At 58.1% G+C, this 13,879-nt stretch carries 14 protein-coding genes and 1 pseudogene; 12 read left to right on the top strand and 3 right to left on the bottom strand.

Annotation, left to right across the window (positions count from 1 at the left end):
• Nucleotides 1–28 precede the first annotated feature (28 nt).
• Nucleotides 29–997 (bottom strand): P-type conjugative transfer ATPase TrbB, encoded by a 969-nt coding sequence (gene trbB / locus MIC97_RS22100; protein ID WP_239802074.1) that lies wholly within the window; start codon nt 995–997, stop codon nt 29–31.
• A 464-nt stretch (nt 998–1,461) separates the two neighbouring features.
• Here trbB and repA point away from each other — a divergent pair, with 464 nt between their 5' ends.
• From repA to MIC97_RS22075, 5 genes are all read left to right on the top strand, one after another.
• Nucleotides 1,462–2,682: a plasmid partitioning protein RepA gene (repA, locus tag MIC97_RS22095; RefSeq protein WP_035031759.1), complete on the top strand. Its 1,221-nt coding sequence runs from the start codon at nt 1,462–1,464 to the stop codon at nt 2,680–2,682.
• 163 nt (nt 2,683–2,845) lie between these two features.
• The gene (repB, locus tag MIC97_RS22090) at nt 2,846–3,862 is read left to right on the top strand and encodes a plasmid partitioning protein RepB (RefSeq protein WP_239802073.1); all 1,017 of its coding nucleotides are present in this window, start codon (nt 2,846–2,848) and stop codon (nt 3,860–3,862) included.
• Nucleotides 3,863–4,056: 194 nt separating this feature from the next.
• Nucleotides 4,057–5,361: a plasmid replication protein RepC gene (repC, locus tag MIC97_RS22085; protein ID WP_239802072.1), complete on the top strand. Its 1,305-nt coding sequence runs from the start codon at nt 4,057–4,059 to the stop codon at nt 5,359–5,361.
• Between the two features lie 210 nt (nt 5,362–5,571).
• Entirely contained in the window at nt 5,572–5,814 is a 243-nt protein-coding gene (locus MIC97_RS22080; RefSeq protein WP_035031610.1) for a type II toxin-antitoxin system Phd/YefM family antitoxin, read from the top strand.
• Nucleotides 5,814–6,251, top strand: a complete 438-nt coding sequence (locus MIC97_RS22075) for a type II toxin-antitoxin system VapC family toxin (RefSeq protein WP_239802071.1) — start codon at nt 5,814–5,816, stop codon at nt 6,249–6,251. Before MIC97_RS22080 ends, MIC97_RS22075 begins: the two co-directional genes overlap by 1 nt.
• Before the next feature lie 27 nt (nt 6,252–6,278).
• On the opposite strand, the gene MIC97_RS22070 is transcribed toward MIC97_RS22075, so the two are convergent.
• On the bottom strand, nt 6,279–7,205 hold the full coding sequence (locus MIC97_RS22070; RefSeq protein ID WP_239802070.1) for a recombinase family protein: 927 nt from the start codon (nt 7,203–7,205) through the stop codon (nt 6,279–6,281).
• A gap of 281 nt (nt 7,206–7,486) precedes the next feature.
• On the opposite strand from MIC97_RS22070, the gene MIC97_RS22065 reads away from it, so the two are divergent.
• Together MIC97_RS22065 and MIC97_RS22060 are read left to right on the top strand one after the other, a co-directional pair.
• The gene (locus tag MIC97_RS22065) at nt 7,487–8,602 is read left to right on the top strand and encodes an RHE_PE00001 family protein (RefSeq protein ID WP_239802069.1); all 1,116 of its coding nucleotides are present in this window, start codon (nt 7,487–7,489) and stop codon (nt 8,600–8,602) included.
• 379 nt (nt 8,603–8,981) lie between these two features.
• A complete protein-coding gene (locus tag MIC97_RS22060) occupies nt 8,982–9,698 on the top strand; it encodes a hypothetical protein (RefSeq protein ID WP_239802068.1) in 717 nt (238 codons plus the stop codon).
• A 7-nt stretch (nt 9,699–9,705) separates the two neighbouring features.
• Here MIC97_RS22060 and MIC97_RS22055 read toward each other — a convergent pair whose 3' ends face one another.
• Nucleotides 9,706–10,995, bottom strand: coding sequence for a hypothetical protein (locus MIC97_RS22055; RefSeq protein WP_239802067.1), 1,290 nt, complete (start codon nt 10,993–10,995; stop codon nt 9,706–9,708).
• Between the two features lie 127 nt (nt 10,996–11,122).
• Between MIC97_RS22055 and MIC97_RS22050 the strand changes: the two genes are divergently transcribed.
• The 5 genes and pseudogenes from MIC97_RS22050 to MIC97_RS22030 form a co-directional block, all read left to right on the top strand.
• Nucleotides 11,123–11,419 (top strand): hypothetical protein, encoded by a 297-nt coding sequence (locus MIC97_RS22050; RefSeq protein WP_239802066.1) that lies wholly within the window; start codon nt 11,123–11,125, stop codon nt 11,417–11,419.
• The gene (locus MIC97_RS22045; RefSeq protein WP_239802065.1) at nt 11,409–11,999 is read left to right on the top strand and encodes a hypothetical protein; all 591 of its coding nucleotides are present in this window, start codon (nt 11,409–11,411) and stop codon (nt 11,997–11,999) included. Before MIC97_RS22050 ends, MIC97_RS22045 begins: the two co-directional genes overlap by 11 nt.
• Nucleotides 11,996–13,279, top strand: coding sequence for a hypothetical protein (locus MIC97_RS22040; RefSeq protein ID WP_239802064.1), 1,284 nt, complete (start codon nt 11,996–11,998; stop codon nt 13,277–13,279). Before MIC97_RS22045 ends, MIC97_RS22040 begins: the two co-directional genes overlap by 4 nt.
• An 84-nt stretch (nt 13,280–13,363) precedes the next feature.
• Nucleotides 13,364–13,510, top strand: coding sequence for a hypothetical protein (locus tag MIC97_RS22035; protein ID WP_239802063.1), 147 nt, complete (start codon nt 13,364–13,366; stop codon nt 13,508–13,510).
• Nucleotides 13,507–13,879 (top strand): annotated as a pseudogene (locus MIC97_RS22030) (hypothetical protein); the annotation flags it as partial. The gene MIC97_RS22035 and the pseudogene MIC97_RS22030, both read left to right, overlap by 4 nt.

The following is a 13,879-nucleotide window of genomic DNA, read 5'->3' as shown; positions in this document are numbered from 1 at the left end:
GCTTACCGTCAGAAAGGTGACGGTCCGGTTATGCTGCATCGAGGTGTCCCTCTTCCGGATAGGTTTCGATCTGGTAGTTGCCGTCGCGCCAGGCCTCGACATGGATGACTTCGCGCACACGCCGACCGGTCGGTGTGCGCTCAATCGAAACAACGAGATCCACGGCCTCGCCGATCACGTCGTGCATCGGCTGTTGGCTGGATTCGGCGGTCAGTTGTTCCAGCCGTCGCAGGGCCGATAGCGCATTGTTGGCGTGGATGGTGGTGATGCCGCCCGGATGACCGGTGTTCCATGCCTTGAGCATGGTGAGCGCTGCACCATCGCGGACCTCGCCGACGATGATACGATCAGGTCGTAACCGCATGGTGCTCTTCAGCAGCCGGGCCATATCGACCGTATCGGTGGTATGAAGCTGAACCGCATTCTCTGCTGCGCATTGGATTTCAGCCGTATCTTCCAGGATCACCAGCCGGTGTTCCGGCGCTGTCCGTACCATCTCGGCGATGACGGCATTGGCGAGCGTCGTCTTGCCCGAGCCTGTGCCGCCGGAAATGACAATGTTGAGGCGCGCCTTGATAGCTTTTTGGATCAAAACTGCCTGTGCCGTCGTCATGATGGCGCTGCGAACGTAATCCTCCAGCGGGATCAGGCGTGACGCACGTTTGCGGATGGTGAAGCTTGGACCTGCCACCACCGGCGGCAGCAGCCCTTCAAAACGGTGGCCACCGATCGGCAGTTCACCTGAGATAATCGGCTGGTCTTCATCTGCTTCCGTTTGCAGTGCATGCGCGACGCTGCCGATGATGATTTCGGCGGCCCCTGGCTGCAGGGTACCCATGCTGTCGATCCCCTGCCCCAGCCGCTCGACGAACAGCCTTCCATCCGGGTTCAGCATGATCTCGACCACGGATGTGTCCTCGAGTGCTGAACAAATGGTCTCGCCAAGCGCATCCTGCAGCTTGCGCACCAGACGGAGGTGGGAGCGCGAGGCGGTCATGCAAAACGCCTGCCTGCGCACAGCAAAAACTGCCGCATACGCCCGAACGTGGAATGAGTAAGTTGATGCTGCCGCATGTGAAATCGCTGCCCCCTTGTGATGGGGCTACATCAACATCAGATCGGCAGATGCGTCAGCCCGGCATAAATGCCGGGTCCGTGCCACAGTGAGTCGCGATGATTCTTTGCCGAACGATTGGCCGGGACAAGAAATCAGCTTGGAGTGAACGCTGTTGCCCCTGGCATTTATGCCGGGTCCCAAAACGATGGGGGTTTCAAGGAGAGAGGGTAGGAAGTAGTTGAAAATACGTCATAATGTGAACTTGAGCGCCGCCTACTAACGCTTCACTCGTAGCGGGCGTTAACTCCTCATTAACCATTAAACTCTTGCGCCATAATGGTTCAGTGGTATCGTCACGGAAAAGGAGCGGTTTCGCTCGAAATTCCGTGATGAGAGATATTAATGTGAGCGTAGCGGTTCAGCCTACCCGAGAACTTCTGCCCAATGTCGACGAGACGATCGGCAATCAAGCTGAGCTGCTAAGTACGCATCTCCAGTCGATGAGTGAAGCACTCTTCGCACCTGATACGCTGAAGGTGCTTCGGCGCTTCACGTCCGGGGAAGCCGCCCGGTTAATTGGCGTCTCGGACTCTACGCTCAGGAAAATGACCTTGGCAGGTGAAGGACCGCAGCCAGAAACGACGAGCAATGGGCGCCGTTTATACACTTTGGCGGATATAAACGAGATCAGGAAGTTACTCTCTCACTCGCCGCGTGGTCGTGAAGCTATCGATTTTGTTCCCCACCGGCGTCCCGACGAGCATCTTCAGGTACTTGCCGTCACTAATTTTAAGGGAGGGAGTGGTAAAACAACTACCTCTGCTCACCTTGCGCAGCACCTCGCATTGCAGGGTTATCGCGTTCTTGCCATCGATCTTGATCCGCAGGCAAGCTTGTCGGCGTTGCTCGGTGTTCTGCCGGAAGTTGACGTCGTCTCCAACCAGACTCTCTATGCCGCCATACGCTACGATGACAACAAACGCCCACTCTCAGATGTAATCCGCCGAACCTACTTCGACGGACTCGATTTGGTGCCCGGCAATCTGGAACTTATGGAGTTTGAGCATACGACGCCAAAGGCTCTGACTACGGTAGGTCGTACTGGTGAAATGCTGTTCTTCGCCAGGGTAGCCGCGGCCCTCGACGATGTTGCGGATAAGTACGACGTGGTAGTGATCGACTGCCCTCCCCAACTAGGCTTTCTGACGCTGAGTGGGCTCTGCGCAGCGACTGCCATGATTGTGACAGTTCATCCGCAGATGCTTGATGTCTCTTCCATGAGCCAGTTCCTTCTTATGACTCGCGACCTGCTTGGTGTCGTTCGCGATGCCGGAGGCGAACTCAAGTATGATTTTGTCCGTTACCTCCTGACTCGTTTCGAGCCGCAGGATGCGCCGCAAACAAAAGTAGCGGCGCTGTTGCGCAACCTCTTCGATGATTTTGTTTTGACTAATCCAATGGTGAAATCAGCGGCCATTTCGGATGCGGGCCTCACGAAGCAGACGCTTTACGAGATCGGACGCGAGAACCTTACGCGTGCCACCTATGACCGAGCCATGGAATCCCTCAACGCCGTCAATACGGAAATCGAAGGGCTAATTAAGAAGGCGTGGGGTCGGCAATGACGAAGATGGGCGAAATGGACAGGCTGCCGACGTTGAAGTTGGACGTGTTGGGAGCTCCCAACATGCCGGCCGTGGACCTTATGCCGCTTAACAGATGGCATCTGTTGGGAGCTCCCAACAAATACAAAACTCTCCAAACCGATCTGATGCGGGAGGGGCTGAAGTGAGCAGAAAAGACGCCATCAACAATCTGTTCCTCAAACGCCCGGACACCGTTCCCACGGCGTCTAGACCCCCTGCCCTAAAGGATGGCGAACGCGTGCGGACGGGGGCGATTTCTGCGATGGGCGCTTCGCTGCAGGAGCTGGCCGATAGCGCCAAGCAAGCGTCGCTTCTTAGACAACAGATCGCCGACGGTGAAATTTGGCTTGAGACTAGCAAGATCGTTGGCTCGCGTATCACCGATCGGATTTCGATCGACGTCGATCCCAAATTCGATGAGCTCGTAGAAAGCGTCAGAGAAAACGGCCAACAGATTCCGATCCTCGTCCGCCCTCACCCGGATACTCCCGGTATGTTTGAGATCGCTTACGGGCGGCGGCGAATGCGGGCGGCAGATATACTAGGGCGGCCGGTCCTAGCAATTATCCGCGACCTAGCTGATCGAGAACTAATAATCGCGCAAGGGCGGGAAAACTCCGAACGTACGGACCTGTCATTTATCGAGAAGGCATTTTTTGCGAAAAACTTGGAAGAGGATGGCTGTGACCGTACGACGATCGTCGCGGCGTTAGCGACCGACAAGGCTGATATCAGCCGATACATTACAGTAGCACGCCGTGTCCCAGAAGAGCTCGTCAGACGCATTGGACCAGCGCCGAAGATGGGGCGAGCTCGATGGCTCGCGCTCGCTGACCTGCTAGAAGCGCGATCTGCCTTGGTAGTCGCCGAGCAGGCGCTAGAAGCTCCTTCAGTTCAGAAAGCCGATAGCGATACGCGGTTCCAGGCAGTGCTACGCGCCCTTCAGGCTAAGCCCAAGCGGCGTAGTACCGACCATGCACAGATATGGAAGACTCCGCAGGGGAAGGGTGCTGCGCGCATCGAGACTCGCGGTAGCAAGACCGCGCTTGTATTCGAAGAGAAGATAGTACCGGCATTCGCTACATTCGTATCCGCGCGGCTGGATAATCTCTACCGTGAGTTTCAGCAAGAAACGGAGAATGGAGGAGGAGAGAGATGATGTGAGTGCCGCCGTATGGCGGCATTGAACGTGGAAATCGGCAAAGAAAAAGGCCCCCGAAATTAGTTCCGGAAGCCCTTCTCATAGGTTAGCAGCTAGAGAATCGCATTTCCGAGAATCGCAGTCAAGAGCCCATGAGGCTCAACGTCGTTTTGGCGGGTTGATTTCTTTTGCCTAGCGATAGGTGAAGGACAATGCAGACGCATATCTCAACGACGCCCTTTGGGCGGCGAACGATGACGCTTGGCCAGATTGCAAATCAGGCGAGAGCAAAGGCGATGCCGAAAGAGGCGGTCGCCAATAAATGGCGGGTGTTCCAGGACATCCGTGAAGCCCGCGAACTGCTTGGCGCAACGGATCGCTCACTGGCGATCCTCAATGCCTTGCTGTCTTTCCATAGAGAAACCGAACTCTCGGCCGAGGGGGAGCTTATCGTCTGGCCATCGAATGAGCATCTGATCGCCCGCGCTAACGGCATCTCGCCGGCAACGCTGCGACGGCATCTTGCCGTTCTGGTCGAATGTGGCTTGATCATCCGCAGAGATAGCCCGAATGGCAAGCGCTTTGCACGCAGGAGCAGGGCAGGGGAGATTGAGCAGGCCTATGGCTTTGATCTGTCGCCGATCGTCGCCCGTGCCGAAGAGTTCAGGGATCTCGCAGAGGCTGTCCACGCCGAGAAGAAGGCATTTCGGGTAGCCCGGGAGCGCCTGACGCTGCTACGGCGCGATATCGTCAAGATGATCGATGCAGGGATCGAGGAGGGAGTGCCAGGGAACTGGGGCAGGGTGCTTCAGAGCTACCAGGCCGTCATCGCCAGACTTCCCCGCACGGCATCAAGGCAACTCATTGAAGACATTTGCGCCGAGCTTCACGATCTGCACGCTGAAATCCGGGATGTATTGGAATCCTTTACAAAAACACAGAATCTGAACGCCAATGAGTCTCAATCTGAACGCCACATACAGAATTCAAACCCAGACTCCATTTCTGAATATGAAAGCGGCTATAGAAAAAAGAAAGAAGCAGGCGGCAGCGTTGCGGAAACCGACAATGTACGGAGTTTGCCGAAACGGGATCTCCCCTTGAGCATCGTGCTGGATGCCTGCCCGAACATGCGGGAAGCTGGTCAAGCGGGCGAAATCCGACACTGGCGCGACTTTCTGGCGGCAGCGGAGTTGGTGCGAACGATGCTGGGGGTCAGTCCGAGTGCCTGGGCAGAGGCTCGCGAGGCCATGGGCGAGGTTCAGGCAGCAATTGCGCTTGCAGCGATCTATCAACGGGCGGACCAGATCAACAGTGCCGGTGGCTATCTGCGCAGCCTGACAGACAAGGCGCGAGACGGGAAATTCTCAACCTGGCCGATGGTGATGGCCCTGCTGCGTGCCAAACTGGACGAGGGAAAGCACCGACAAACCCTGGAAAACGTGACATCGGAACCCGGGCCACGGCTCGAAGTGTCGGCGTCGCTTCTCAACAGCCTGCGAAAGCGGAACCGGTGAGCCCGTTGCGTTCGTCACCTGACAGAAGGCGCCGGATCAATTGGGTGGAATTGGATGGAAGAATAGAACGCCGTTGAATGCCTCGACGCTTCATATCACCCCTGAGGTTCGGCACCTGTGAAGTGATTTCCCTCACGGAGCTTTATGACACAGCTTGAAGAACGGTCTGGATGCAGCTATATGACTACTGTGGTTATAAAGGAGAGTGCGATGCGCGAGATCCAGCTCAAGGATGCCAAGGCAACCTTATCTGCAGTCGTTGATGCTGCTGTTCGTGGCACACCTGCCGTCATCACACGTCATGGGCGAAAGGAAGCCGTGGTGCTTTCCTTCGAAGACTATGAGCGTCTGTCTCATGTTCCCACATTTGGACAGTTCCTGACGTCGTTTCCGGGTGACGAGGGGGATATTCCGGAGCGCAATCGCTCGCCAGCCCGAGACGTGGATCTCTGATGTATCTGGTAGACACGAACGTCATTTCTGCACTCGCGCCCTCGAAGGTCGAGCGGAATGACGAACTGGTTGCATGGTTCAATCGGGCGAGCTCTGTCCTCTATCTGTCAGTGATTACGGGTGCTGAGGTCATGTCGGGGATTTCCAAGGCTGATCGGGAGGGCACGACTACAAAGGCGCAACGACTTCGAGACTGGTGGGGAGCCATAGAGCATCTCTATTCTGACCGGATTTTGCCGTTCGACCTGGCTTGCGCGCACCGGGCCGGCAGGATTCTCGATGAATCGAGGGCACACAGACCGGGCTTTGAAGATATTGCTATTGCAGCAACCGCACAGGTTCATGGACTCACGGTGTTGAGCCGCAATTTGCGACATTTCCTGCCACTGGGCGTGGCTGTCCAAAACCCGTTTGAGGCAATTCCCACTCTGCCATGAGGATGAGCGCACTCCTGCTGTATCCGTTCAAGAGCTGGTTTCAAGAAGCCCGGAGCGCCGAGCGCGATCGAGCAGGTTTTTGACCGAGGAAGGCGACCATTTTGTCCCGCCGCGCGGTGTGCGCTCATGCAATCGCTCAAGCTGGCTGGCGATTTCGCGCAATGTCAGGCCGGGATTGGATGAATGAATGCCGGCAACCAGCGTCATCAGGCGATCTTCCGGCAGGCGAGGTGGCGACTTGCGGAGCAGGGCTTCATCCGCCATGCCCTCGGCAACCATCCATTTGACCGCGCGACGAAGGCGCTCCGGTGTCCAGTTAAGGCCGCGTTGCTTCAGGACATGGGCAATATCATCCCATGTGTGATCTGGCCGCAGACGCCTCACGGTCGGAAGCCACTGGTTTGCTGTCGCCTGGATGCGTGCACCGTAGGCCGCTTTCTGCGCAGCCGTCATTTTTGCCAGCGCTTCCGGCCGGCGTTCGCGTATTCCCGGATTGCCTGGCAACCGCCCTTTGGCCTTGGCTGCCTTTATCCCGGCCTTGGTGCGTTCGGAGATCAATGAACGCTCCAGCTGCGCCACGGCGCCGAGCACCTGCAGCGAAAACATGCCCTGTGGTGTCGTGGTGTCGATTGGATCGCGCAGAGACCGGAAATGCACGCCTTTTTCTGTCAGACCCTCGATAACCTCAAGAAGATGGCTAACGGAGCGTGCCAGGCGGTCGATCCGGACGACGACGAGGGTATCGCCGCTGCTGATATCGCGAAGGAGCCTGGACAGGGCCGGGCGCGCGCGCGATGCGCCGGATCCATGTTCCTGAACGACAGTCTCGCAGCCGGCCGCACGCAGTTCCATTTCCTGCGCTTCGGTCGCCTGCTCGTCCGTGGACACTCGGGCATAGCCGATAAGCCGGCCCTGTGGTCGACGAGAAGCACGTTCTTGCATGTCAGCGGCCATTTGCAGCGCCTGAGAGAGTGGGGGAGGCGGATTTCCAAATACAGAAGATAACGATAAAGGATCGTTTGTAAACGTCTCTTGTGAAGGCTTTCCGATATCGGACGCCGGTGAAAGCCCGAGAAAACGGGCATTCTCGTCGTTCTCAGGCTCGATCGTTGCTCGCCTGTTCAATCCCGAAGGCCCGTCGCGTCTACATAGTACGCGCGCGGAAATGGCCGTCGCTATGACGGAAGCGAAAGACATGATAGCTTCTGTTACGCTGACAAGCCCACGCGAGAACAATGGTTTACACAATCGAGAACTTGCCTCTCCAGACCCTACTTCCGGTTATCGGGAGAGCTGAAGATCACCTTGCGCGGCTTGACGAGCAGGTCCGACGAAATCCGGTCGGCGAGGGCTTCATCGAGCGTAGCCATTTCTTCGACGCGGCGGCCAGCATGTGGGTGGGAGGTGAGCTTGTCCATATAGACGACCTGGTTCTCCACGATGAGAGGATGGACGTTAGGGCGCCGACGCACGAATTGACGATCGCTCACGGAATCCTGCGAGCCCGACGACGCATCGCCGGTGCAAAAGCGGATTGGGCGATGAGCGACGCGGGGATCGGTGCGCTGACCGGATATGGAGATCGTCACTATGAAGCTGGGGCAGGGGAGGGGACGCCCGCGAGCGAAGGGCCGGCGGACCTTGAGCCGATGGTTGTGGAAGACGATCCACTGGCTCGCGAGCTCGCAAATATCGACGCGGTCCTCGAACAGTCACAGCGTCTCCTCGACAGGGTATCTGACGCTAAGAGAGGCAGCCGCCAAGAACTCGTTGTCGGCGATCTTGTCGTTCGTGATCCCGACTGGGATGAAGAGGATCGGTTGGCGCAGTGGAAGCGTGTCCTGCGCGATACCGATGATCTGCCGCCGACGCTTGGCGCCGCACTCATCTGGGATGCGTGGGAGTCGCTCGAACCGATGCAACGCCAGCATTGGCTCGGCGCGCTGTTGGTCGCTGCATATCTCCGCGCCCGGGGAAAGGTGGCGTCACACCTGTTTGGCTTCAATGTCGGGCTGAAGGCGGTGCCGAGGGAGCGGCGCCGGTCCCACAACCGCGTGACCCGACTGCTCGCTTTCCTCGATGCAATGTCGGCCTCGGCCGAAGCCGGTACGAAGGATATTGCTCGGCTGGCGCAGGCGCGGGAACAGATGACGCGACGCCTGAACGGCCGCCGTTCGTCGAGCAGCCTGCCGACGACCATCGAGCTCGTCCTGTCTCGGCCGGTCGTGTCGGCGCCGATGATCGCCAAACGCGCCAAGGTGACGCAGCGCGCCGCCCTCAATCTCATCAGCGAGCTCGGCGTGCGCGAGGTTACTGGGAGAGGGCGGTATCGCGCCTGGGGAATTGTCTGAGCCTTTCGCGGCTCGTCGATAGACCGAACATTACTCGGCGCGCCAAGTTACGCATGTGGGGGATCGAAAATGCCGTCGTTAAAATCAAACCTCGTCAAAAGAATTGATCGGCTTCCTAAGCCCAGCAATGCTGCTGATGCCATGCGCCCTCTTTTTTTGAAGCGGTCAGGAATTCGATTCATAGCACTTAGGACCGGTACAAGGAAAACGTTGCAATCAAAGGGAAAATTATTGTCACCCTCACGATGGCGCGCCAGCAGGCACCCGCGGACATCGTGGTCGAAGACATCTATGTGACTTTGTCTCGCCACCATATGATGCTACCGGATAGTCCAGTATCGATGAACGCCGTCAGGCTTCGTGTTTCAGGGAAGGCCAGATGGGCTTGCTAAGTCTAAGTGATCGCGAGAAGCAGGCCATCAGATCAATCGACAGCGGCGTGCTGCGCGACCTGGTTGACCAAGCCATTACGTCAGAACATTTGGGAGGTCTCAGCAAACTGCCACTCGACGACTGCGGAGACTATGTGGCCAACAAGCTCCGTCACCTGGATAGTGCGCTTGCGGCATACAGGATCGCGAAGTCAGCGAAGAAGCGCGAAGAGACGCTATACTCTGCGCACAAGGCGGGTAGTGATCTGACTTTTGCATTTGGCCAGATGAAGCAGCGCTTGGAGGTCGAGGAACGCGAGAGCCAGTTGTTCGTCATTTACGAACCAACGATGGCTCCCTTGCGTGTCGCCCAAGTCATGCAAGTTCGGGTTAGCTACAGGTTTCGCCGAACGATCGAGGAAGAATGGACATCCGGCTCCATCGTCTTCAAACACACGTCGCGACCGCGTTTCGATTTTCATGCGCTCGCTCAGCCGAAGCCTGAGCGCAAGCCGAGCGCCAGGAAGCTTGCGGAGGAGCGTGAGAGTGAGTTGTTGCGCGAATGGGAGCACCTCGAGCGACTGGCCCACTGGTCGGTGCGCGACTATTTTCGGGCGGGTCATGACGGATCGGATATCCCCCATGAGTTTGAGGTCAGGCTCGGCGCAGGTGGCCATCTGAATAACTTCAGCGCGGATTTCTGGCGGTGCAACAGCAACGCATGAAGCCTGGTCAGCCCTCCATTGCCTTTTCCGCCGCAAATTTGCCCGCTCTCCATGTGCTGTGAACGAGCCAATCTTCGGCGAGAAAGAACTCCCCACCCAGCACCTTGGCTCCCTCGGTTACGAGGCGCCGCTTCATGGCATCCTCACCGACGATAGCCACTCTGGCGTTCGAATACGGTGCGGAATCTGGAATAGGATGCGGGTATTTTATCACCCATTTGTATTGACCGTCCGGGTAGGCGCTTTGGATCTGGTCGCGCCGGGCCGATGGGCTTCTGGAGAAGCCAACCTTAATGATGGTCCGGCCATCAACTTCGGCGGCTGAACGCCCGAGATAGGAAGGTGTATCGCCACTGAGTTCCAGAATGTAGAGGTGCTTGGGACCGTCGGTTTCGCCAACCCAATATGGTTCGGTCGCCGGCGGTATCGCGCGGCTTGGTGATAAGGCGGACTCAAGGGTCTGAATGGTGCCGATGACACCGTTCTGCTGGCCATAGACAGGCACTTCGTAAACATCGAGTTGCAGGAGGAGCTCTTCCTCGGATGTCCCGACCTGGACGCCACTGGATCCAATATATTCGGCGTGCGCGCTCCCATACGCGTCGGGAAACAACTGCTCGACAGGCTTCCAATCCTCCTCAACGACCCGCCACGCGCGCGTCGCCTGCACCGCATATAGCCACTTGCCTCTCGAGGCAGGGTCCAATTCTTTCTCGGCCCAGCGATCGCCAGCGATGAACTGACTGGCGTGGCCGGCGTTGTGCGACACCTCCAGAACACCGACGACCTTGCCCCGCATATGCTCGGGACCCTTGCCCTTGGTGACGTAGATCGCCACCAAGGCATTGGGGCTGGAGAGACGCAGATACCGGTTGCGCTTGGCCTCGTCGGCGAAACCGATGCAGCCCCAGCTTGCTGGGTCGAACCCCCAGAAAGAGGTCAGCCAAAGATCCCTGCCGGCTGGAAGTCTGTCTCCATCGGGGGCCAGGTCCGGGACCGCGCCCCAATCGAACGAGAACACTTCGCGCTGGGCGGCCTCGATGTCGATATCGCCCAGCGCTCCACGTATGTACGACATGGCATCAGGCGCCGGATGTCTCTCACCTCGCTTGACCAGAATTGTCGTGAGTGGAGGCAGTCCGCGATCATGCAGAGCGTGAAGGATGACTTCGAGGTTCTTGCCCAAGCCGCGACCTGTCGGGTGGTTCCAGCCAACAGCGTCCCCCACCTGTTGATATGTGGCACGCGTTTGCCGCATCGCTTTTTCCGCGAGGAAACGCGCGATCTCGGTTTGCATGGAATCCATCTATCTCCCCCATTCGATCACTTTGATAGGTTCGCGCGACTGCCCGGTGTCCCGCAGCTAATTGGCCTTGCCCATGCGTTCAACGCAATCTATATTCTGTTCAACACAGGAGATTCTGATGGCTGCGCAAACAAGGAATGCCGTGGAGAGCGAAGCAAAGGTCGCGTCGATGCGCAATAGGCTCGTGCTCGAGCAAGCGAAAGCTGCCGGTCTCCTCGGCGCCGCGAAGAATACCCGTCTTTCAGGGCGGGTGCCCTCTGAGCTGATCGAGGCGGCCAAGAAGCGCGCCCATGTCACCTCCGATACGGAGTTGTTGGAGTTGGCGCTGTCGCGCCTGGCCATCGAAGATGACTTCGGCGCCCGCCTGGTCGGCCGGAAGGGCAGCATCCCGGCGGACATAGATCTTGGGATTTGATCTTTCCGAGACCCTCCGATCTCTAAAGCCCCAAAAGCACACCGGAACACTCGAGCGCAGGGTAGATGAGGATCTCCCGTGGGTTGGTGACGAACCCGCGATCGGGGGGGCGCTGTTTCTGGATACCAGCGTCTATCTGGATGTCCTGCAAGGACGGTCGCCGGTGGAAGTCGACAGGCTGCTTACCTATCGGCTATGCCACCATTCCTCGGTCTGCTTGTCCGAGTTGACGCACGCCTTTGGTCGGCTGGACCCAAAGCATGGTTCGACGAAGGCGGTCCTCGAGACGGTCGGTGCGACGGTGGACGACATACCAGCGCACCGGCTCCATGCGCCTGACGTTGCGATCTGGGGGCAAGCCGGCGTGTTGGCTGGCCTGCTTTTCCGGTTGAGCAATCTACCCAAGGGGGAGGGACACGAGCGCCGGTTCGTCAATGACGCTCTCGTGTTTTTGCAGGCGCGCCAGCTGGGTGCGAGCGTGTTGACCGGCAACGTCCGTGATTTTGATTTCCTCACCCAGATCCTGCCAACTGGGCGGGTCATTTTCTATCGAACTCCAGCGCGGACGCGGTCATCGTGAGCGTCACGGTTGGCTTTACTGACGGCATCCTCCATGTTCTGGAGAAATTGGCCCGGGCGCCGGCGACTGACGTCAATCACCTGCAAAACCTGCCGGATTTTCAGCGTTTTGTGGAGCTTTGTCAGACACGATATCCCCACATCAGATCGGGCTCCATGTTGCGGTTTTCGTTGGCCTCGGCGCTCCGGCAGCTCGGCTTGGCCTGTCTCGTCGGTGGCCAGGATTCTGGCCTCGCAGCAAGTCCAGACGAGATTGCAGACAGGCTCGACAAGGCGATTAGCAGCACGACGTCGAGGCGGCTGCACCTGTGTCCGCTAGATCTGGCATCGGATCTTCCGGCGATTTCCTTCGGTCCGAACCAGGTGCGGCGCTTTTCTGCGGCCGAGCTTGAGGAGTTGTTTGACGTTCAAGGTCTCCACCGCGCCAACAAAGATTGGTCTTTGGATAGCGCACGGTTCTCGGAGTTTAACTGGCTCGTCGTCGAGGAGCAGGTGACGCACGACGACAACGGCCCTGAGGGGAGACGCCTGCCTGGCCTGTTCGTAAATCTTGGGCAGGATTTTGGGCGAATCGAACCGCACCAAACGGGCCTCCCTTCAGCCGTCGAGGCCGCGCTTTTCGGCCTTCTCACGATCCCGTGGGAGCGAATTGGCGGGTTGAGGGAAATGGAGTGGAGAGGTTTCGGAATCCCGTGGATTTACACCCTCGATTCCGACGTCTTTGCACGCCGGGTTCCGCCGCCGTCTCCGGACAGCCTAAGCTGGGAGCCAGCGTGGCACATCGATGTCTATGGCGATGAACATGAGTACGAAAGGCCAGTCACCTTTCCGCTCGATGATGGCAGCGACGACGAAATTACTTGGCTGAACCACAGTGCTTGGAGTGATATCTTATCAGCTCGCGAGACCACGTTGTTCGCTCGTCCAGTGGCGCACTTCTTTGTTCGTGGTTTTCGAACCGACGGCATTGATGAGTTTCTGGCCCATATTTCGACGATCGAGGCCGCGCTCGGCCTGCCGCTGGATCATGACCCACGTGCCCGCAGGACGATTGCAGGGAAGAACCCCGGTGCGACGTATCGGATCACGCTCCGAATTTCCGGACTGCTCAAGGATAGTTCGTTCGGTAACACCTATTCCAGGCTTTTCGGCTGCGGAGCGACTTTCTGCACGGCAAGACGATGGCGGACATTTCCGGGGACGATAGGCGGAGTGCCAGAGAGCTTGCCCGCGAGGTTGTATGCGCGCTCATCGGAATTGCATCAGCTAACCCTACGGTGAACCGTGAGCAGCTTCTGAACGGGCTACTGGACAGCGGGAGCCAATTGAACCAGCACGGTGAACGACGCGGAAGTGAGGTTGCGGATGGCCATTAGCGTGCTTCCACCGAGCCGTCAGGGCGTGCAGAGCTTTGCAACGAAATTCGCACTCCAGCAGGATCGATGGAACGATTTCTCCTTCATGACCCTGTATCACCTCTATTATCAGGGCGAGGAAGCTCCCCGACGTTGATTGGTCCGGTCAAGATCCTGCGGCGAGGCCAGACCACCCAAGATGGCATCCTGATCACGGAACCGTTCGACCGGCTTCCAGCAGACTTCGGCTCCGTCGGCAGCTCACTCGACTACTACCAGCGGCTCAATGAGATTGCTGGGGCGGATCGAGACGAAATCCTGGCTTCGTTGAACGACGTTGTCGCCAATTCCCAGCTGGAACCGATGTTCAATCAGGAGGAGGGCTGGCGAATATCCCTGTTCCGCCGCGACATCCGGAACCCGAGGTTCCTCGCTGATGCCAGACAGATTCACTCTCCCGCAACGCCAGCGAAGTTCCCGACCTCCATCTGCGTTCACGTTCCAGCCGGCCGGATGGACGGCTCCC

It is taken from the genome of Aquamicrobium sp. NLF2-7 (assembly GCF_022359935.1).
GTDB lineage: Bacteria > Pseudomonadota > Alphaproteobacteria > Rhizobiales > Rhizobiaceae > Mesorhizobium > Mesorhizobium lusatiense.
This window is presented reverse-complemented; position numbering and strand designations above follow the sequence as displayed.

Coding starts and splice junctions, on each gene's coding strand:
- MIC97_RS22075 (WP_239802071.1), top strand. CDS start 5,814: ATGTATCTGGTAGACACGAACGTCATTTCTGCACTCGCGCCCTCGAAG.
- repC (WP_239802072.1), top strand. CDS start 4,057: ATGCAGACGCATATCTCAACGACGCCCTTTGGGCGGCGAACGATGACG.
- MIC97_RS22070 (WP_239802070.1), bottom strand. CDS start 7,205: ATGGCCGCTGACATGCAAGAACGTGCTTCTCGTCGACCACAGGGCCGG.
- MIC97_RS22055 (WP_239802067.1), bottom strand. CDS start 10,995: ATGCAAACCGAGATCGCGCGTTTCCTCGCGGAAAAAGCGATGCGGCAA.
- trbB (WP_239802074.1), bottom strand. CDS start 997: ATGACCGCCTCGCGCTCCCACCTCCGTCTGGTGCGCAAGCTGCAGGAT.
- MIC97_RS22065 (WP_239802069.1), top strand. CDS start 7,487: ATGGTTTACACAATCGAGAACTTGCCTCTCCAGACCCTACTTCCGGTT.
- MIC97_RS22035 (WP_239802063.1), top strand. CDS start 13,364: ATGGCCATTAGCGTGCTTCCACCGAGCCGTCAGGGCGTGCAGAGCTTT.
- MIC97_RS22080 (WP_035031610.1), top strand. CDS start 5,572: ATGCGCGAGATCCAGCTCAAGGATGCCAAGGCAACCTTATCTGCAGTC.
- MIC97_RS22050 (WP_239802066.1), top strand. CDS start 11,123: ATGGCTGCGCAAACAAGGAATGCCGTGGAGAGCGAAGCAAAGGTCGCG.
- MIC97_RS22060 (WP_239802068.1), top strand. CDS start 8,982: ATGGGCTTGCTAAGTCTAAGTGATCGCGAGAAGCAGGCCATCAGATCA.